Genomic DNA, 18,739 nt, shown 5'->3' on the forward strand with positions numbered 1-18,739 from the left:
TTTCTCCATCAACTCTGAGAAGGCTCGGTGGTGGTGGTCAGCAGATCCGCCTGCCGGGTGCCGGCGAGCCAGCTGGCCGCCAGCGCCGTCGAAGCCGAGGGCGGCTGGGTCTCCTGGGCGGCCGGGACGCGTTCCGGCCTCGCCGTCGCCAGCGGCACGCTCGGCCGCACACGCCGCGGCAGGGGCGGTGCCCCGGAACTGGTGCGGCCCGGCGCCGGTTGCACCGCGCTGGCCACGTACGGCTGGACCTGCGGTCCCACCGCGGCAGTGGGCAGATAATCAGCATCAGGCAGTGCCGGCGGCGCCTCCGTGGTCAGGTACCGGCCGGGGACGAAGACCGAGGCCCGCACGCCCGGCGCAGCGGCCTCCAGCGAGATGGTGAGCCCGTGGCTGCGCGCCAGCCGCGCGCTGACCAGCAGACCGAGCTGTCCTGAGCGCAGCTGCTGGATCGCCGACGGACCCTCCGGCCAGGCCAGGACTCCGTTCAACCACTCCAGGTGCGCACCCGGCAGGGACAGACCGCGGTCCTGAACGGTCACCAGCACGCCCTCGGGCACCATCGCGGCATTGACCACGGCCCGTGACCCGGGCGGCGAGAAGCGGGTCGCGTTGTCCGACAGCTCCGCCACGATCCGCGTCAGCGCCCAGGCGACATGGCCGGGCAAGTACAGCTCCTGGCTCGGCGGCACGTGCTGGACCTGCCGGAACGCATGGATCTCCGCAGATCCGGTGCGCAGCACGGTGGCTAGTGCGGTGCTGCGCGCCAGTCCGCGCGGGACCTGCCCGGCGAGCAGCGCCGCGTTCTCGATCAGGCGACGCAGCAGCACCGCGCGGTGGTCGACGCCGAACAGCAGATCCAGCAGCTCGGGATCCTCCACCCCCCGCTCCGCCTCGCTCAGACCCACCACCGCCTGGTCCACCAGCGGATGCGCCCGCCTGGCCAGCAGCAGCAGTGCCTCCGTCCACGCGGGCAGCTGGTCGGCGACCGCCTGGCTGCGCTGAGCCTCTTCGAGCTCCCTGAGCTGGCGCGTCGCGGAAGCCGCCCGGTCGTACCACCCTGCGGCTTTCTGCTGCTCTTCAGCACGCCCCCGAGCCAGTGCCCGGGCGCTGGCGACGATTGCGTCCAGCGCAGCCGCGAAGGCAGTGCCGACCAGCACGTCATCCGGCGTCGGATCGAACGGTTCGCTCCACCCGCGCACCAGCGCCGGCAGCCACCCTTCAGCGAGTCGCTGCGCCGCGGCCTCACGGGTGTGCATTGACTCGGCCTGCGCGGCGGCCTGGGCGCGGGCGCGGCGATGCGCCGCGCGTTCACGCCGCCACAGGATTGCGGCGCCGATGGCAGCGGCGGACGGCGCAGCGGCTGCGATCCCGGTGATCAGCATCGGCCGGCCCACCAGACCGGCGTCGGCGTGGAGCGGACGGCGGTGCGCGATGCCGCGGCCACGGCGGCCAGCGCGCCGAGAACTTCGTCTATCAGCATCGTGGGCAGTCCCAGTGATTGAAGGAACTCGGTCATGGATCCGCTGCCGCCGAGGGTCGGGGGACGCCCTGGGCGGCAGCGGTGTCACAACCGTTGCCGTGAATCGGCGGCACCACTAGGCCGCGGAGTGGCCACCTGGTGGCCACCTCGCCAGCGGGCACCCCGACGGCGCCCTGTTGGATGCGTCATTCATGACGGTTTGTCACCCCTGGGCGCGCACCTGCCGAAGTGCGAGGTGGCCACCAGGTGGCCACCTCGCGGCCTAGTGGTGCCGCCCCGCGGTGCGCCACCGTGGGCTTGGGCCGCAACAAGGCCCGTGCCGCAGGGAGCACCACAGCGCGAGGAGGCGACGATGCCCCCCACCAAAGACGTCCCCGGCCTGGTCAATGAGCACAAGCTCGGGGACCTGCTTGACTCCCGCGAGATCCGCTTCGCGGACGCGGATCGGCCACCCGCGGTGGCACGCAAGGCCGTGCGGTCGGCCCTCGGCCGGCGGATGCCCGAGCTCGTCGACGACGTCGTGCTGGTCACGGACGAGCTCGTCACCAACGCCGACACCCACGGCGGCGGGTCGGTGGGGCTCATCCTCAGGCTCTACGAGCGGGGAGCTGCCGTGGTGGTCGAAGACCTGTGCGGCAGCATCGAAAAGATCACGGACAACCTGTCGGCCGAGTCCGACGCGGAGGAGCAGCGCGTGGATGCGCTACAGCTGGCGGAAGGTGGCCGCGGCCTCTTCCTGGTCGACGCCTACGCCGCAGGATGGGGCGTAGAGACGGCATCCTCGCCGGGCTCCTGCGGCGCAACCGTGGTGGCCGTCTTCTCGCTGGGAGCCGCATCCTGATGAGCCTGCAGGTGACGCCCCGGCTGCTCGCCTCCCATTTGACGGTCCATCCGCTGGGGGTCGGCTGCCGGGCCATCGGCGAGGAGCCCTGCGGCCGTGAGGGGACCACCGACAAGCAGTGGATGGACGGCATGCGCAGAGCGGTCGAGCGAGGAGCGACGCTCTTCGACACTGCTGACACCTACGGCGACGGCCACGCCGAACGCCTTCTCGGCAAAGTCCTGCAAGAGTCCCGCCGCCAGGGCCTGAATCTGCAGGTCAGCAGCAAGATCGGGCATCGTGGCTCAGCGCCGCACCCCTACGCCGGCCCGCATCTGAAGCACCAACTCGAGCAGAGCATGGACAATCTCGGCGTCGACCACATCGACCTCTACGTACTGCCGACCTTCGACTTCGGCGACAACGACCGGTACCTGGGCCCCGCGATCGAACAGATGCGAACCCTTCACCAGCTCGGCTACATCGGGGCCATCGGCCTACGCGGGCCCCGCGCCGAGCTGGCCGGTGACCAGATCCTGGAGAACATAGGCCGGTTCCTGCAGCTCTTCCGGCTGATCAAACCGGACGTGGTCCTCGCCGACTTCAACGCGCTCACTCCGCTGATCGACCTCGACGAGGACGAGGACCTGTTCGCCTTCGCAGCACGTCATGACGTCGGCGTTCTGATCACCGCCCCCTTAGCAGGCGGCTTCCTTACCGGCCGACCCGACCGGGCATCGTCGACGGTGCCCGGACGGAAGCGAGGCGAGGTCCTCCACCGGCTGATGGACCCGCTGCGCCAGCGCCTGGGGGACCGGCCGGGCCTGCTGGCCATGGCCGCGCTGCGCTACTGCCTGAGCCGGGGCCAGCACACCGCGGTCCTGGCGGGCTTCGGCACCCCCGACCACGTCGCCACGAATTTCGACAGCCTCGACCTGGCCTTGAGCGCGGAGGACCTTGACCTCATAGCGGGCATCTACGCACGTCTGCGCTCCGAACTGCCGGCTGAGACGCAGAAAGCTGCCGTGGGCACGCCCGTGTGACTTCAAGCGGCGGGGCAGCTCGTCGGCTACACCAGCGGCACCCGGCGGCGGACGGTCCACCGGTAGGCAGACTGGTCGCGGCGCAGCTCCACCAGGTCGACCGCCCGGGCGGTGACGGCCACCGGGGCGAGGAACCGGAGCGAGCCGACCGCTTCGACGACGGGCCAGGCGTCGCGTTCCACGGGGTTGTAGGCGATGCCGAGATGGGGCCTGAACCGGGCGGTGCTGCTGCCGCCCGGCACTCCGAGCTTCCGGCCGGCCTGGGCGAGTGCGGCGTGGAGGGCGACCAGGCCCGTCCACGGAGTCACCGAGAAGCGGACGGCACCCCGTGAGCCAGCCAGGGGATGGGCCAGGAGCGGCAGGCGGGGGAGGGCGAGCCCGGCGACCTTCTCGGCCAGGGCGTCGACGGTCGCGGGGGCCACCGCGGAGGCGTCGCCGATCCGCAGGACGGTCACGTGCAGCCCATCGGGCGGGACCTGGTCGAGGCCGAGGTCCGCGAGCGCGTGCTGGCACTGGGCCGCGCGGTCGGTTAGCGCCCGTTCCCCGTCGAAGGTCAGCATCCAGTAGAGCCGCCGGGTGCGGTCCGACCAGCCCGGCCGGGCCCAGTGGTCGCCCATGCGCCCGACCGCGTCGAACGCATACTGGTCAGCGCGGACGATAGCCGCGGCGTCGTCGAGATCGCCGGGCGGGTCCGGGGGGAAGGACCGGCTGTCGGCCGCCAGCAGAGACAACGCGTGCTCACCCATCCGTTCACGACTCGTCCGGCGGACTCCCGGCAGCGGCGAGCGGCAGCGCCGCCGGCCGAGCCCGCCACGCCCGCAGTTCCTCGGCATAGTCCCCTACCGCAGGCTCGGCGCGCCACCGGTCGGCCTCCCGGTACAGCTCCACCCCGCGCTGCAGGACCGAGGTGATCGGCGGTGCCGTCCCGGACCGCAGGGCGGTGCGCCCCAGGTGCATGGCGTGCTCGACCTCGGGGCGCTCCTGCCGCAGCAGTGCCGTGGCGACGTCCAGTCCCACCAGTGCCCGGCTCCACCCGGAGTCGGACTCCTCGATCAGCGGGTCGATCTCCTCGGCGTAGCGCAGCACCTGCGGCGCGGCCCCGAGAGAGAGGTACGCGGTGACGACGTTGGCCACGGTCCGGGCGGGCGAGTACGCCTCGAAGGAGATGCACGCCGTCAGCCCTCCGGGGACCGGCTGGGCCTCCGTCAGGGCCAGGGCCTGCCCGATCGCACGCTCGGTCTCCGAGCGGCGTTGCATCCGGGCCAAGGCCCGGGCGCGCCCGTTGGCCAGCAACCGGATCGCCTGTGGGTGGTCCGGGGCCAGGGCGACCCCGGCCGCAGCCGCCTCGTCCGCCTCGCGGTACCGCCCCTGGTAGTACAGGCCCAGCGACTGGGTTCCCCGGGCCCACATCTGCAGCTCGACGTCGCCGATCGCCTCCGCGAGAAGCAGCGCTTCCTCGCAGTAGGCGTGTGCCGCGTCCGGACGCGCGGCGTTGACGGCCATGTAGCCCAGCAGGCCCGCCGTCTGGCTGGTGAGCCGGAACAGCTCGGCGCGCCGAGCCGGGGGCTGCTGGCCGTCGAGCAGGGTGTGGAGCATCGTGCGCAGCAACTTCGCCTCGCCTGCGAGCTGCTGCGGCCCCAGCGCCTCGTACCGCTCCACGATGCTGAGGATCGTGGTCCTCGCCATGTACACGAGTGAGGTGTCCACATTGGAGGTGGTCAGGCGCCGGGCCCGCTCCAGGACGGCCAGAGGGTCGTCCAGATCGAGCACGGGAGGGAGCACCGTCGCGGCGGCCGGCGCAATCGCGGAAAGCGGGCCGCTGAGGGTATCAGGGTCGACGAACTCGAAGAGCCGGTCGACGGACATCCTGAACATGTAGGACAGGACGATCCCCGGCCGAGTGGTGGGCGTGCCCTTCAGGCCGACGGTCATCCACCGGGTGTAGCTGCGCCGGCTGACGAGCACGCTCGCCAGCCTCCGTTCACCCGTTTGCTCCGCCGCGACGCGCGCGAAGTGGGCGAACTGCAGATTGAACTGCTCGAAGGTATCCCAACCCATCTCCTGGGCCAGGACCTTCAGTCGGGGAACGAGTTCTCCCACCGCTGCCCACCACCCCTTCTTCAGTCGTTGCCCGGCTCGCTGCGGACGGGACCGGACGCGCCGTCACCCTGCAACACCTGGAGCGTCTCGGCGAAGCTGGCGGTCAGAGCCTCGAGCACCGCCTTGCCTTTCTCCGGCGTGCCGAGCGAGGGACGCCCGACGACGCCCGTGGGCGTATACGCCCCAAGGCCGCGGACCAGCAGATGGGGCCGCTCGGCCACGTGGTCGGCCTGCTGGTAGCCATCGCGGACGACCTCGGGCCACAGGTACAGCAGGACGGAGGTCTCGATCTCGCCGGCGTGCATGTCCTCGTGCCCGGTACTGGCCAGCTCGGCGACGGCCCGGGCGTGCTCCCAGTCCTCCCGCCGGGGGAAGAGCGCCATGCGCGGCGCGGGCCCGGTGTTCGCTTCCTGGACGACGTTGGCCAACACGTAGTTGCCACCGTGGCCGTTGACCACCACCAACTGCTCGACGCCGGACTCCTGGAGCGAGGCGGCGATGTCGGAGATCACCAGGTTGAGCGTCTGGGAGCGGATGCTGACGGTTCCTGGCCACCCGGCGTGCTCGTGGGAGCAGGCGATGGTGATCGGAGGGAGCAACAGCAGGTCGTACGCGCGCGCCAGGGCCTCGCTGATGCCGGAGGCCATGAGCGTGTCGGTGGACAGCGGGAGGTGGCTGCCGTGCTGCTCGAAGCTGCCGACGGGGAGCACCGCGACCTTGGCCGCGCGGCTCCGCTCATCGGTGGTGGTGGACGTAGGGAGAGGGAAGTTCATGGTCACATTCTGGGAGGGATGAGAGCGAGTGAGGACCGGAACGTCCGCAGTTCCGGCTGCTGCTGATCGGCCCGCCCGGCCAGCAGGGCGAGCTGGCGCAGGCCGCGGTGGACGCGGCTGGAGCCGACCGCGGCGTTGGCGGACAGCACCTCGCTCCCCAGCGACCCGGCCTCGGCCAGCCGACCGGTCTTGAAGTAGCTGACGGCCAACCAGACCTGGGAGAGGAGCTCGTCCTGCCGAAAGGCCGCCGGCCAGGCGCCCAGTACCTGCTCCAGGGCCGACGCGGCCAGCGCGTACTCGCCCAGCAGCATCTGGCAACTGGCCTCGTGCGCCTGGACGTAGGCCGAGACGCAGTGCCGGCCGATGGTCGACGGATCGTCCAGGCCCTCGGTCATGTCGGCGAGGTCGACCAGCTTCGTCGCCTCAGCGATTGCCGAACGGCTTCCCCGTCCGTCGCCTGCGAGGGCGTGGGCCTGCGCCTGACGGACCGCACACAGTGCGCGGTCGCGGGGGTTGTCGCCGGCGGACTGCCACGCCTGGCCAGCGAGGGAGAGCGCGTCCGCGACCTCGTGCCGTTCGACGGCGCGCTGCGCCTGCCGCATCCTGACGTAGGAGACCAGCTGGGTGTCCTCCGCATCCTGGGCCAGCTGCAGCGAGCGGTCGAGCCAGAACCCGGCGTCCGGGCCGTTCGGCGTGTTCTCGGCTGTCCAGCTCGCGAACTCGGACCAGCGCGACTCCACCGCGAGGAGGGCTACGGCGAGTCGGCCGCTGGTCTGCTTCCGGAACTGGCGGATCACCGACATCTCGCGGACCGCGGACTGGTGGAGCTGGCTGGGGCCGAGGGCGTTGTGAGTCGTTGCCAGGATCTGCAGCATCCCCGTCCAATGCGGAACAAGGGCCGGATCAACGAACCGAGCCTCCGCAGGGTCCGGGGTCTCCGCTGCCATCTCGGCCGACGGGGCGGGGGGAGCGAACGCGAGAGGTTGCGGGCTGACCCGGAAGAGATCCTCCGCCGGGAGTTCGAGAAGGTGCTCCAGCACCAGGCACGTCTCGGGGTTCGGAAGCCCCTTCATGTCACCGGCCATCCAGCGCGTGAAAGTGCGGTGCGAGACGGACACGGCGGCGATTCGGTGATCCTGCTTCAGCTCGGCTGTCTCGACGGCCGCGCGGCCGAAATGTAAGGCGAATGCCTCGTAGGTCCAGCGCTTCGCCTTTACGCGGCGACGGAACTCGTTCACCCGTTCACCTCCGGCGCCATCGAACGGAAGTGCACCGAGTGCTGGCCGGGTGACGATGCTGGCCAGCTGCTCCCGGCGACCGCGTAGGCAACCGCAAGGACCCCGGACAGCCCTGCCGAAGCTTTCGTACCCCTAAGAAGAGGATGCTCACCGAGGTCCCTTCGGCTGGTCGCGGTCCGGCGCCTCGACCGCGGGCCTCAACCTCACCGTCAGGTTGCCGCGACAGTACGCATGGTGACTTGGCCAGAATGCCGCCTGTCCGCGTGTACCTGCAAGCAGTTCGAGCACACCGGGCCAATGGTCAAACGGATTAGGGCGAACTGCTCATCTCACACGACTCGGTGTTCCGCCGCGCCGCTGTCGGCTTGAGGTCCAACGAGTGATGTGATCAAGGTCGCTCGGTGTGGGCTTCACTTGCAGCGGCTTCCTGGCTATGGTCCGTCGTCCCTCGGCTGGGATTGGCCCGGCCGCGGTGTCGAGGAGGCTCTCCCTGCGCATCCACCGCAGCGCTCACCCGTCCAGTTTCGTGATCATCCCGAACGCCTTGGCGCAGAACCGTGCCATGAGCTACACCGCCCGCGGGCTGCTGGTGGACCTCCTGTCCCGACCCGACGACTGGCGCGAGACGTGCCGGCAGATGGCGGACTCCAGCCCGCAGGGCCGCAAAACCCTGGCGGCGGCGCTGGACGAGCTGCGGGCCTGGGGGTACTACCGGGTGGAGGTGGTCCGCCTGCCGAACGGCCGGATGCGCTCGGAGGCGCACGTCTTCGACCGCCCGCAGACCGGGATGCTGCCGGGTGCCACTGCGCCGGGCTCCGGTGAACCGGACTGCGGTGATCGTGGCGTCCTTCCAAAGGACCTGGTCAAAGTACCCTCCCCCCCTAGCGACGAGGAGACGGAGCCGCTCGCCGAGGCGGCCCCGGCCGACGAGGAGGGAGGGCGGGAGGAGCCTGCTCCCGAACTGATACCTCGGCCCCGCCGGGCGGCGCCTGCGGTGCACCCGGAGGACCTGGACGAGGAGACGCTCGCGGCGGTGAACGCGCTGCTGAGAGCTGTTCGTCCGGAACGGAGGCTGCCGCTGGGCGTGGCGGAGGCGGCGGCGCTCGCCCCGCTGGTCCGGCAGTGGATGGAGCGCGGGGCCTCGCAGGACGAGCTACGGCAGGCGCTGCTGACCGGGCTTCCCGAGGTGGTGCACTCCCCGGTGGCGGTACTGCGGTCGCGGCTGGAGCGGAAGAAGCCCGCCGAGCGGACGGTCGCGCCGCAGCGGCGGCTGGCGGAGTGCGAGCAGTGCCGCGACCCGCTGCCTGAGCCGGGCCTGTGCGGGGCCTGCCGAGGAGCGGGGCGTGCGGACGGCGCGGCGGATCGCGGAGTCGAGGCGACCGCGCGCGGCATCGCGAAGGTGCGTGCGGCGATGGCGAGTTCACGGCGGTGAGGCCCGCTGTGAGCCGGTGACCAGCGGGGTGGCCCTGGTGGACCGGATGGCCGCGTGCGGGCGGCTGCCGGCCCGGTGTGGGCCGCCATGGAGCACGGACGGGGCCTGCCGGTGGGTGGTGCTGCCCGGTTCTGCAGGCAGCACCACCGTCGGCTACAGCTGAACGGGCAGCGCCTCCAGCCCGCGGACCAGCCGGGAGTGCCGCCAGAGCAACTGCTCAGCAGGCTCTGCCAGTTGCAGGCCGGGGAAGCGCTCCAGCAGCAGGAGCAGGACGGTCTCGACCTCGACCTGGGCCAGGGGAGCGCCGAGGCACCGGTGGATGCCATGGCCGAAGGCCAGGTGCGACCGGGCGTCGGGCCGGTCGAGGTCGAGGCGGTCCGGGTCGGTGAAGCGGGCCGGGTCGCGGTTGGCGGCGCCGGGGCTGACGAAGACCGGGCTGCCCGCCGGCACCTCCGTCTCGCCGAGCCGGGTGGCCTTCGGCGCCCACCGCCAGGTCGCGATGCTCACCGGGGAGTCGTAGCGCAGCAGCTCGTCGACCGCGCCGGGGACTCGGCCGTGGTCGGCGCGCAGCAGCGCGAGCTGCTCGGGGTGCTGCAGCAGGGCCAGGACGCTGTTGCCGATCGCCGCGGTGGTCGTCTCGTGCCCGGCGACCAGGAGCAGCACCGCGAGGGAGACCAGCTCAAGCTCGCTGAGCCGGTCGCCATCCTCGTCGCGGACGGCGACCAGGGCAGACAGCAGAGCCTCGTCGGGCTTCTCGCGCTTGGCCGCGGCCAAGGCGGACATGTAGTCGGCAAGGGCATGGGAGGCGGAGTCGATCCGCTCGTGGTCGCCGGTGGCGAGCAGGTCCGAGGACCAGCGGTGGACGCTTGCGCGGTCGGCGTCGGGGACACCGAGGAGCTGGCAGATCACGGTGACCGGCAGCGGCACGGCCAGCCCCTCCATCAGGTCCACCCGGTCGCCGGGGGACCAGCCGTCGACCAGCTCCTCGGCCAGGGCGCGCACCGCTGGCCGCAGCTGCTGGACGCGGGCCGGGGTGAACGCCCGGGTGACCAGGCGGCGCAGCCGCGTGTGGTCGGGCGGGTCGCTGTTGAGCATGGTGCTGGCCAGCGCGGGGTGCAGCGCGCGTCCGGAGGGCCGGTCGGCGAAGAACGCGACGGTGTCCTTCGACAGTGCCGGGTCGGCGAGCGCGGCTCTGGCCTGGTCGTAGCCGGTGACCACGGCGGTGGTCCCGGAGCTGCCGCCCATGGACACCTGCGCGACGGGGCACCGCTGCCTCAGCGCGGCGTAGACGGGGTAGCGGTCGCGGTAGAAGGCGGGGTCGGAGAAGGGGTTGGCCATGGTGCTCGCTCCTATGCCGCGTGAGCGGGGGGCTGGTGCGCTGCGGCGATGCGGTGGACGATCTCGCTTCCGGTGTACTGCTCGGCCACCAACCGTAGCCAGACAGCCTCCTTCTCCAGATCCGCCTCGCGGGCGGAGCCGTTGTCGGCCAGAGGCGCCGGGTCGCGCTGGGCGCGGGCGCTCCAGCGGGCTGCCTGGATGGCACCCGCGACGATGGTCGCTTCGACCACGGCCTCCGCCTCGATGCCGGTGAGGCCGGCGGCGGACACCGCTTCCCCGGCGGCCTCTTGCACCGCGCGGGAGCGGTGCCCCTCAAGGCTGAGGATGCCGTCGGCGATCTCGACGGTGCGGCGGTGCAGGACGAGGTCGGGCTCCGCGCCGCCGCCGAGCGTGTTCAGCACGACGTCGGGGTCCACTGAGGTGATGTCCTGCCACAGGGGAGCCATGATCTGGGCGGTCTGCCGCTGCCAGGCGGTGAGCCTGCGCTTGGCCAGCGGCCACAGCATCGCGGGCACGGTGAGTCCGGCGGTGATCAGCAGGACGCCGCTGAGCGGGGCGGTGAAGGAGAAGGCGCAGCGGTACGGGGTCACCAGGGAGGTACACCGCGGACCGCCGGGGAACAGCTCGACGTGCGCGAGGCTGGCGGCGGCGTTGACGACCTTGTAGAGCAGGTAGAGCAGGACGAAGAAGCACCCGCCGGTGACGGCCTTGAGCCCGATCTTGTGGACTCGCCAGTCGGTCTCGGTGCTGCGCCGCCAGGTCTGGGTGAGGGCGTCGTAGGTGGCGTGGCCCATGAAGGCGACGTAGGCGATGGTGTAGAGCGTGAGCGTGGCCGGTGCCTGGCCCCAGTGGGTGTTGGTGAAGGGGCTGCTCCAGCGCCGGTCGGCGGGGGTGGCGAAGAACGCGACGCCCATCGCCGTGACGGCCAGGGCGAGCAGCCGCAGACGGGGCCGCAGTTTGGCGCGAGCGGGCTCGGGATCGTAGTTGAGGGCGAAGAGGAAGCCGACGACGGCGAGGCTGGCGCCGAGCATGAGCACGTTGCTGACGAGCTTGGCCAGGTCCCGGGTGAGCAGGTCGGCGGCGTCCTGGACCGCGGGGTTGAACCCGGTGATCGCGACGGCCCAGGCGACGAGCAGTACAGCGGTCGAGGCGGCGTTGGAGGGTCTGGGCGTGTCCGCGGGGCGGGGACGCATCCAATAGGCAGCAGCCGCGAGGAGCAGGGCGGGCAGGCCGAAGGTGACGATGGTGATCACGGTGGCGCTGTTCTCTCGTCTTAGGTGTACATGGCCGCCCACCGCTCGGAGGCGGCGGTGGGTCGGGGTGAGGGCGTCCTGCGCTCGCGGAGCATCCGCGAGACGAGCAGCGAGCCGAGGTGTTCGGCCTCCTGCTCCTCGGGGGTGTCGTAGGAGGTCCGCGCCGAGATGCCGAGCGAGCCCGTCCAGTCGATCTCGGCCGCGAGTTCTTCGTCCGTCTTGAAGTTGGCCCGGTTCACTGTGCCGGCGTGGTCGCACAGGATGTGGCCCAGCTCGTGGGCGATGATCTGCAGGCGCAGCAGCAGCGACGCGTTCTGCTCGTAGAAGATGACCTCGCGGTCGTCGTAGCGCTGGCGCAGCCCGCAGCCGTCGCTCTCCTGCATCGCCTTGGGCTCGCACTCGATGCGCCGGCCGACGTGGGCGGAGACTGCCTCGATCAGCTCGGTTTCGGTGAAGCGGTGCGGCAGCTCCAATTTGCGCAAGCGATCCTCGCAGGCGGTGCGCAGTGATTTGGCATGCACGATCCCCTCCCAAGAAATGATCATGGATTTTGGTGCCTTGGGATGCGCGTCGAATATCGCGACCCGGCGTCACGGCGGTAGGAGGATGTTAAGCACAGGAGATAAAGATCAACTAAGCCTTATTGGTCCCCGATGTCCGGATACTGGGCGGTACGGGTCCGGATCGTCACGCAGCGTCGCAGCCTGACGTACCTGACCTGCGAAGACTCCCGCAGCTCATAGGGGGCTCACAGGTGGCATCCAGTTGGTTCACTACCGAAAGTAATAACTGCGGGAACATGTCAAAGATAAGGTGACATGCGTCACTCTTTCTCGTCTTTGGCGGATTCCCCCGCGATTCCCCCAAGGGGTGGGATGCATTTCGTCAAGCCGGGGGGTGGCGTCCCCCCGAATGGGGGGAATGCATTCCTGACTGGCAATCAGGAATGCATTCCGTAGAATCTTCGCGCGTAGATTTTCGGCATGCGTGAGCCTGCCGCGAACGCGGGGTTTCAGGGTGCCGGTTCGTCCGACGCGTCGGCGGGGGGCAGGCCCTGGGAGCTGCGCGCCATGTCGATCGACTCCTTGACGAAGCGCAAGCCCTTGGCGTCGAGGCCCTTGCTGCGCAGAGCGATCGACTGGACGCCGGCGTCCTCCATGGCCCGCTGGAGGTCGCGACCGGCGACCTCCTTGTCCGGGTCGTCAGAGACCCAGTAGGTCGGGGGCACATCGAAGAAGGCCGCGATCTTCACCAGGGTGTCGATCGTGGGGTTGGTCTTGCCGCCCTTGCGCATGCCCCGGAGCAGGGTGTCGCTGATCCCGGTGCCGGTGGAGACCTCGGCGACGGTGTACGGGCCGCGGCCCTCGGGGTGGCGCTCCTCGAAGAGACGGTCGAGGCGTGCGGCGATCTGCGCAAGGCCCTTGTCCTTGTCAGCTTGTCCCGGCATCGCCCTGTCCTCCGTGTCAGATCGTCCCACGGGCGCACTTTAGTACCCAACAGTGCCCCGATGCACGCCGAGGCTCGAACTTTAGTGTCCCATTCTGGCGAACTCTGGTGTACGTTGATCCAGCCGAAGGGAAACTAGAGTGCAGAATCCCTGGTGGGGGGCTATATCGCGCCCGCTCATCCGGGGGCTGCCTTCGCTGGCGCGCCGGTCCGACCGGCGGGGCAGCGGCTTCGGCCGCCCTCGGCGGAGAGTCCGGAAGTTGGCGCTTCCGGACCCCTCCGCACGCGAGGACGTCGAACACGTCCGACGCCCGGCCCCCGCATCTCACAACGCGGCCGGACATCAGCCCAGGAGTATGGCATGTCCTCCTCGATCCCCACAATCGGCACCGGTGACGGCCGCTTGGTCGCCACCACCTCCGTGGCCTTCGCCGAGATCCTCGCCCGCCTCGCCCCCGGCAGCGCCTCGGTGCGCCTGAACAGCGCCGCCGAAGGCGGCCTGCCCCGCACCGCCGAGGCGTACGACGCCCAGGGCCGAAACGTCCCGCAGCCGCTGGCGATCCGCCAGGCCATGGCCCGTTGGATCAGCACCGCATTCCCGCTCGACCGCGGATGCGCCCACCACCTCGACCTGGCCACCGGGGAGCTGACCGCCCTGGCCGCTGCCGGCGGCGAGGACCTCCCGCTGGCGGCCTGAGCACCACCCTCTCCACGTCCGCCGAGCGGCAGAACCCGCCGCACCGCGGACGACCGCGCAGCGCACAGGCACACCCGCGCCGGGACCGACCGTCCCAGCGCCGGACGCAGCCGCGCCCCTGACGCGCCTCCTCCCGCCTTCACCCGTTCCGCGCTGACGGCACCGCCTGCCCTGGCGACCGGTGCCGCGCGCTCCAGGCGAAACCTCTCACCTCCATGCCTAGCACCCTCCTGCCCTCGCGCACGTCCGCCGACAGGGCACCGGGCAACCCCGGCCTGCCCGTTCCCGACCCCGAGCAGTGGATCTCCACCACCAGCTCCCGCATCGCCCCCGACCCGTACACCTGGCTGCAGGCCGTGCACTGGGCCCACGACACCGGCACCCGCACACCGGTCCGCAGCCACGGCCCGCGGTTCGGCACGACCACCGTGCTGCTGGCCCAGCAGCTCGCCCAGCTCAACCCGTGCCGGCCGGGCGTCGACTTCCTCGCCCGGGTCCTCAAGGTCTCCGTGCGCACTGTGAAGTACCACCTGGCGCTGCTGCGCGAGGCGGGCCTGCTGGCTTACCGGGTCAAGGGCACCCGCGTCCGCCAGGAGCGTGCCCGGGCAAGCGAGTTCGCCCGCACCATACCCGTCTCCTTCGACCAGGCCCTGGGGTTGCGCACCGCGCCCTCGGACACCTTCATCCGCGCTGTCGTCGGCATCTCCGAGCAGGGCCGCACCCAGCTGGCGCGACTCGGCAAGAAGGCCGCCCGCACCGTGCGCCGCAAGGTCCGCAAGACCAAAAGACCCTCTTTTTCTGGGAGTTCGGATTGCACCCCAATGGAGGGTGGTTCCTGCACTGCCTCTCCTGCGGCACTTACCTCTTCTCCCTCTGAGGGCGAGCCTCGCAACGGGAAGCCCAGCAGCGCACCGACGGAGAGAAGAACCCGCAAGACGCTGAACGCGGTTGGGCGGCGCTACCAGCTCGGCCTGGAGCTGGTCCGGCAGGTCCCGTGGCTGGCCGGCACGCCGGTAGCCCGCGTGGCCTGGGCCGTGCGGCACCTCGCCGACGCGGGCTGGACCGCCCACGAGGTGATCGCCGTACTCGCGTTGCGTGCACCCTCGGACCGGATCCACCGGCCCAGTGGCTTCCTGACCGCCCGCCTGGTCGGGACGGAGCTGCTGTTCGACACCCCGGCCAAGCGCGCCAACCTGGTCGCCTGGTGGCGCGACAGCCGCCATGCCGCCCGGGAGCGCCACGCCGAGTGGAGCAGCTCGTGGTCCGCGCCGCGCAGCAACGCGGTCGCCCGCCTGGTCCGCGATGCCTTCACCGCCGCCAAGCGTCAGCGGCAGCTCGTCGAGCTGCCGCCCGAGCCCACCGACTCCGAGCACGCCGAGATCCGCACGCTCGCCTGGCGCCAGTACCTCGCCGGACAGCCCGAGCTGGTCGCCTCCGCCGTCGTCCTCGCCGGCCGGGACAAGGCCGCGCAGATCTACGGGGCCGACCTTGTCGAGCGCGTCGTCCGCCTGACCGCCACCACCAGCCACCTCACCGCCGGAGCCACCCGATGACCCCGCCCGACGAGCCCCGCGGCGCCGACCTCGCCCGCCTGACCCTGCGCCGCGCCCAGGCCGACGCCGCCAAGCGCCCCGCAGGAGCCACCAAGGTCCGCGGACCCCGCCGCGCCGCTGTCCGCTCGTCCGACCGCGATCCGGTCGGGCTCGCCGCCGCACTCGGCGGCCTCGTCGAGCAGCACGCCTGGAACGCCCCGCTCTCCGGTGGCGCCGTCACCGACCTGTGGCCCCGAGCCGCCGGTGAACTCGCCCCCCACACCCGGGCCGTCGCCTTCGACCACACCACCGGCCGCCTCGATGTCCAGGCCGACTCGCCCGCCTACGCCACCCACCTGCGCCACTTCGCCGCCCACCTCGTCGCCGAGATCAACCGCCTGCACCAGCAACCGGTTGTGCGCACCATCCGCGTCCTGGCCGAGCGCGGCAGCAGAACAACCGCCGGCCCCGTGCCGAGCGGCGCCACCGCACCCGGGCGCCGCCCGCCCGGACCGGTCAGAACCCGGGAGAACGCCTCACCCGGCTACCAGCGCGCCCTCGCCCAGCTGCAAGCCGCCCGTGCTCGCGTCCCTGCCGACCCGCTCGCCGGACCGGCCATCGAGCACAAGGTCCGCGCCCTCGCCAGAGCGACCCCAGCGCCCGCCACCAGCAGCTGAGCGCCCCGGCCGCCGCCCCGGCGAGCCCGCTCGACACCGACCCCAGCCGCCTGCCGCAGCAGGCCCACCTCGGAGAACCCGCACCCGTGCCCGACACCCAGTCCAATCTGATCCAGCTCGCCGGTCGCCGCCGCGACAACAGCTGGGCGACCAAAGCCGCCTGCGCCACCACTGCGCACCCCGACCAGTTCCACCCGCTGCCTGACGAGAGCGAGGAGACCGCCGCCGCGAAGTCGGTCTGCGTGTCCTGCCCCGTCAGTCGGCAGTGCCTGGAAGAGGCCCTCGACCTGAACGACCGCTGGGGCATCCGCGGCGGCCTCGGCGAGACCGAACGCCTCGTGCTCCACCGCCGCGCCAGTGTCCACCGCTGGGACGAGCAGCGCATCCGCGAAGCCCTCGCCGGGCGCTCGGTGCACCTGTCCAGGCCGGAGCGCACCTCCGTGGTCACCGTTGCCGCGATCCTCGACCTGGACGTGAACACCTGGGCCCCCGTGCTCGGCATCAGCCGCAAGTACGGCCTGGAACTGCTGCGCGAAGCCCGTTCCAACATCGCCACGCAGCCGTTGACGGTCCGGCGTGAGCAGCGCATCGCCACCTCCATGGCCACCGGCCGGGCGGTCGCGGCATGAGCGAGGACAAGCGACCCGCGCCGGGCATGTCCTGGTGGGACAAAGCGGCGATCGGTGCCATGGGTGGCGTCGGCGGGGCCCTGTCGTACGACGCCCTGCAGCAGATGGCCGTCGCCATGCACATCCGCCCGGAGTTGACCTACCTGTTCCCCGTCGCCATCGATGGGTTCATCGCCTACGGCACCAGGGCGCTGGTCGTGCTGAAGGACGCGCCGCTGCGGGCCCGCGCCTACACCTGGTCGGTGTTCGGCAGCGCCACGGCCACGAGCGTCTGGGCCAACTGGACTCACGCCGTGCGCCTCAACGACATCAGCGCGCCCGGCGAGGGCCTCCACCTGCCGGACTGGTCCGTCGGTGTGCTGAGCACCATCGCTCCGCTGGTGCTGGGCGGCGCCACCCACCTCTACATCGTCATGTCCCGGCACGCCTCCGGTGCCGATGCAGAGCCCCAGGCCGACGCGGACACCCAGGGGTTGGGCGACGCCGACCAAACGAGTCTGCAGAGTGCGCCCGACCAGGACGCCGGGGCGAAGCCCGCTGTCCGGACCCGGTGGTGGAACCGCAAGCGCGCCGCAGCCCCCGAGGTCGACAACGCTGCCTCCGCTACGGCGGACCAGCACCACGAACTGTCCGCCGTCTCCACACCGTCCCCGGTGTCACTGACCAAGGCTCCCGAGGGGCCGGCCGCTCTCCCGGCGGGACCGGCCGCCGCCTCGGGGCCGCAACCTCAAGCCGTCCCCGTCCCCGTCCCCGTTCCCGGCACCGAGGCCGCCGCTGGCAGGACCGTCCCCGGTCCCCAGACCTCCGTCCCCGGCAGCGGGACCGCCGCAGGGGACGGCACGGTCCCCACCCCACGGACCGTCCCCGCCTCCGGTGCGGTCCCCACTCCCGGGACCGCCCTGACCCCCGGTCCCTCTGGGACCGTCCCCGCGCCGCCCGAGCCGAAGCCGGGGACCGTCCCCGGCACCCCGGCGTCCCGGGCACCGGAGAGCAGCCCGGCCGGGACCGTCCCCACAGTTCCTGCCGCACCCGCCCCGAGGGTGCACGCCGCGCCCCCCGCCGTCCCCGCGGCGGCGCTCCCGGCAACCGAACCCGGTTCCGGGGACGGGGCCGGACCGGTCCCCAACCTCACCGCAGCGTCCCGGCCGGGCGATGCCGCCGCAGCCGGCCGGGTGAGCGCGGCCACGGCGACCGCCCCCCACCGCGTCCCGACGCCCGCCCCGTCCCCGGTCCCGCCGGTCCCCGCCCCGGCGCAAGCCGAGGCGGCCCGTCCCCGCGACCCCGGGACCGCCACTGTGGCAACCGTCCTGCGGGCGGTCCCGGCACCGGGGACCGAGAGCGCGGGGACCGGTCCCGCGACCCGACCGGGACCGGTCCCCGCGTGGCAGGCCGGTCCCCGATCCGGGACCGAGCCGACCCCCGTCCCGGCCGCCCCCGCCGGGGACCGGCCGGGACGGGGGACCGTCCCCACGATCAACACCGCCTCCGGAACCGTCCCCGTCTCGCGGTCCCCGGTCCCCGGCACTGACCCGGGACCGGACCGCGAAGTCCGGAAGCGGCAGCTGAGCGACGACGAGCTGGAAGCGCTGCTGCCGATCGGGCGCACCGTGGCCGCCACCGCGGAGGGGCGGCTGACCCGTGAGGCCCTGCGCGCCGGCCTGAGGGCCCAGAACGTCCCGATCAACAACATCGCGCTCGGCCAGCTCCTGCGGGAGCTGAAGGACATCGAGGGCAAACCCCCGCCCTCCCGCCGCTGACCTCCCGGAATCCGCCGTCCGACCAGGCCACCATCCCACCCTAGGAACCGACTTGACCGCCAAGAGCCACACCGACGAACACCTCGCCACCGGTCTGATGGGCCTGCTGCGCGAGCAGGGCCACCTCCACAGCGCCGACGGGGCGAGCGACGGCAGCTGGATCGTCCGCCGAACCCGCAGCGGTCCGCAGTTCGTGCTGGAGTCGCCGCTGGAGGCGATCGAGTATGCCGTCGAGCTGCTCGTCGACCACCAGCTGGAGGCCGCGTCGGGTCGGTGAAGTCGGTTGTCGTGCAAGCGACTTGGCCGCCCGCAATCGGGGCGGGGACCGGCACCCACGGCGCAGCAAGCTATCGCCTGGGGCAGCCCTACGGGCCGCCCCAGGCACTTGCCCTCGCCCCAACGGGGGGCGAGGGACCTGGGTGGAGTCGGGCGGGGGGGCGCGACGCCACCCAGGAACCCAGTCTCTTATAAACATCTGTCGCTGCCGCCGGATATGGGAGTGTTGATGGGGGGGGGGGCCGGGT

General features: G+C 71.9%; 19 protein-coding genes. 9 read left to right on the top strand and 10 right to left on the bottom strand.

Features of this window, described 5'->3' with window-relative positions; translation table 11 throughout:
- Nucleotides 1-8 precede the first annotated feature (8 nt).
- On the bottom strand, nt 9-1,382 hold the full coding sequence (locus tag ACFWA9_RS02805; RefSeq protein ID WP_380382547.1) for an ATP-binding protein: 1,374 nt from the start codon (nt 1,380-1,382) through the stop codon (nt 9-11).
- Complete coding sequence (locus tag ACFWA9_RS02810) at nt 1,376-1,516, bottom strand: hypothetical protein (RefSeq protein ID WP_380382548.1); 141 nt, start codon at nt 1,514-1,516, stop codon at nt 1,376-1,378. The genes ACFWA9_RS02805 and ACFWA9_RS02810 overlap by 7 nt, the downstream gene beginning before the upstream one ends.
- Before the next feature lie 316 nt (nt 1,517-1,832).
- On the opposite strand from ACFWA9_RS02810, the gene ACFWA9_RS02815 reads away from it, so the two are divergent.
- Nucleotides 1,833-2,321: an ATP-binding protein gene (locus tag ACFWA9_RS02815; protein ID WP_380382550.1), complete on the top strand. Its 489-nt coding sequence runs from the start codon at nt 1,833-1,835 to the stop codon at nt 2,319-2,321.
- Nucleotides 2,321-3,343 carry an aldo/keto reductase gene (locus tag ACFWA9_RS02820; RefSeq protein ID WP_380382552.1) on the top strand — a complete coding sequence of 341 codons (1,023 nt, stop codon included), beginning with the start codon at nt 2,321-2,323 and terminating at the stop codon, nt 3,341-3,343. The genes ACFWA9_RS02815 and ACFWA9_RS02820 overlap by 1 nt, the downstream gene beginning before the upstream one ends.
- A gap of 26 nt (nt 3,344-3,369) precedes the next feature.
- Here the strand turns inward: ACFWA9_RS02820 and ACFWA9_RS02825 are convergent, their stop codons facing one another.
- The 4 genes from ACFWA9_RS02825 to ACFWA9_RS02840 are packed head-to-tail and all read right to left on the bottom strand — an operon-like array spanning nt 3,370 to nt 7,454.
- Nucleotides 3,370-4,089 (bottom strand): 2'-5' RNA ligase family protein, encoded by a 720-nt coding sequence (locus ACFWA9_RS02825; protein ID WP_380382554.1) that lies wholly within the window; start codon nt 4,087-4,089, stop codon nt 3,370-3,372.
- 4 nt (nt 4,090-4,093) lie between these two features.
- The gene (locus ACFWA9_RS02830) at nt 4,094-5,443 is read right to left on the bottom strand and encodes a hypothetical protein (RefSeq protein WP_380382556.1); all 1,350 of its coding nucleotides are present in this window, start codon (nt 5,441-5,443) and stop codon (nt 4,094-4,096) included.
- A 20-nt stretch (nt 5,444-5,463) separates the two neighbouring features.
- Nucleotides 5,464-6,216, bottom strand: coding sequence for a creatininase family protein (locus ACFWA9_RS02835; RefSeq protein ID WP_380382558.1), 753 nt, complete (start codon nt 6,214-6,216; stop codon nt 5,464-5,466).
- A gap of 2 nt (nt 6,217-6,218) precedes the next feature.
- A complete protein-coding gene (locus ACFWA9_RS02840; protein WP_380382560.1) occupies nt 6,219-7,454 on the bottom strand; it encodes a hypothetical protein in 1,236 nt (411 codons plus the stop codon).
- A gap of 562 nt (nt 7,455-8,016) precedes the next feature.
- Here ACFWA9_RS02840 and ACFWA9_RS02845 point away from each other — a divergent pair.
- The gene (locus tag ACFWA9_RS02845; RefSeq protein ID WP_380382562.1) at nt 8,017-8,886 is read left to right on the top strand and encodes a hypothetical protein; all 870 of its coding nucleotides are present in this window, start codon (nt 8,017-8,019) and stop codon (nt 8,884-8,886) included.
- A 153-nt stretch (nt 8,887-9,039) separates the two neighbouring features.
- Here ACFWA9_RS02845 and ACFWA9_RS02850 read toward each other — a convergent pair whose 3' ends face one another.
- The 4 genes from ACFWA9_RS02850 to ACFWA9_RS02865 all read right to left on the bottom strand — a co-directional run bounded on the left by ACFWA9_RS02850 (nt 9,040) and on the right by ACFWA9_RS02865 (nt 12,924).
- Entirely contained in the window at nt 9,040-10,224 is a 1,185-nt protein-coding gene (locus ACFWA9_RS02850; protein WP_380382563.1) for a cytochrome P450, read from the bottom strand.
- 11 nt (nt 10,225-10,235) lie between these two features.
- On the bottom strand, nt 10,236-11,477 hold the full coding sequence (locus tag ACFWA9_RS02855) for an MAB_1171c family putative transporter (protein ID WP_380382565.1): 1,242 nt from the start codon (nt 11,475-11,477) through the stop codon (nt 10,236-10,238).
- Between the two features lie 20 nt (nt 11,478-11,497).
- Nucleotides 11,498-11,959, bottom strand: coding sequence for an ImmA/IrrE family metallo-endopeptidase (locus ACFWA9_RS02860; RefSeq protein ID WP_380382567.1), 462 nt, complete (start codon nt 11,957-11,959; stop codon nt 11,498-11,500).
- Between the two features lie 530 nt (nt 11,960-12,489).
- Complete coding sequence (locus ACFWA9_RS02865; protein ID WP_380382569.1) at nt 12,490-12,924, bottom strand: helix-turn-helix domain-containing protein; 435 nt, start codon at nt 12,922-12,924, stop codon at nt 12,490-12,492.
- Nucleotides 12,925-13,284: 360 nt separating this feature from the next.
- Between ACFWA9_RS02865 and ACFWA9_RS02870 the strand changes: the two genes are divergently transcribed.
- From ACFWA9_RS02870 to ACFWA9_RS02895, 6 genes are all read left to right on the top strand, one after another.
- Nucleotides 13,285-13,620 carry a hypothetical protein gene (locus ACFWA9_RS02870; protein WP_380382571.1) on the top strand — a complete coding sequence of 112 codons (336 nt, stop codon included), beginning with the start codon at nt 13,285-13,287 and terminating at the stop codon, nt 13,618-13,620.
- Between the two features lie 215 nt (nt 13,621-13,835).
- A complete protein-coding gene (locus ACFWA9_RS02875) occupies nt 13,836-15,173 on the top strand; it encodes a transcriptional regulator (RefSeq protein ID WP_380382573.1) in 1,338 nt (445 codons plus the stop codon).
- Nucleotides 15,170-15,829 (top strand): DciA family protein, encoded by a 660-nt coding sequence (locus ACFWA9_RS02880; RefSeq protein ID WP_380382575.1) that lies wholly within the window; start codon nt 15,170-15,172, stop codon nt 15,827-15,829. Before ACFWA9_RS02875 ends, ACFWA9_RS02880 begins: the two co-directional genes overlap by 4 nt.
- A gap of 86 nt (nt 15,830-15,915) precedes the next feature.
- Entirely contained in the window at nt 15,916-16,458 is a 543-nt protein-coding gene (locus tag ACFWA9_RS02885) for a WhiB family transcriptional regulator (RefSeq protein ID WP_380382577.1), read from the top strand.
- The gene (locus ACFWA9_RS02890; RefSeq protein WP_380382579.1) at nt 16,455-18,215 is read left to right on the top strand and encodes a DUF2637 domain-containing protein; all 1,761 of its coding nucleotides are present in this window, start codon (nt 16,455-16,457) and stop codon (nt 18,213-18,215) included. Before ACFWA9_RS02885 ends, ACFWA9_RS02890 begins: the two co-directional genes overlap by 4 nt.
- 52 nt (nt 18,216-18,267) lie before the next feature.
- On the top strand, nt 18,268-18,492 hold the full coding sequence (locus ACFWA9_RS02895) for a hypothetical protein (RefSeq protein ID WP_380382581.1): 225 nt from the start codon (nt 18,268-18,270) through the stop codon (nt 18,490-18,492).
- The last annotated feature ends 247 nt before the right edge of the window (nt 18,493-18,739 follow it).

The organism is Kitasatospora sp. NPDC059973 (assembly GCF_042737525.1).
In the GTDB taxonomy this organism is placed as follows: Bacteria; Actinomycetota; Actinomycetes; order Streptomycetales; family Streptomycetaceae; genus Kitasatospora.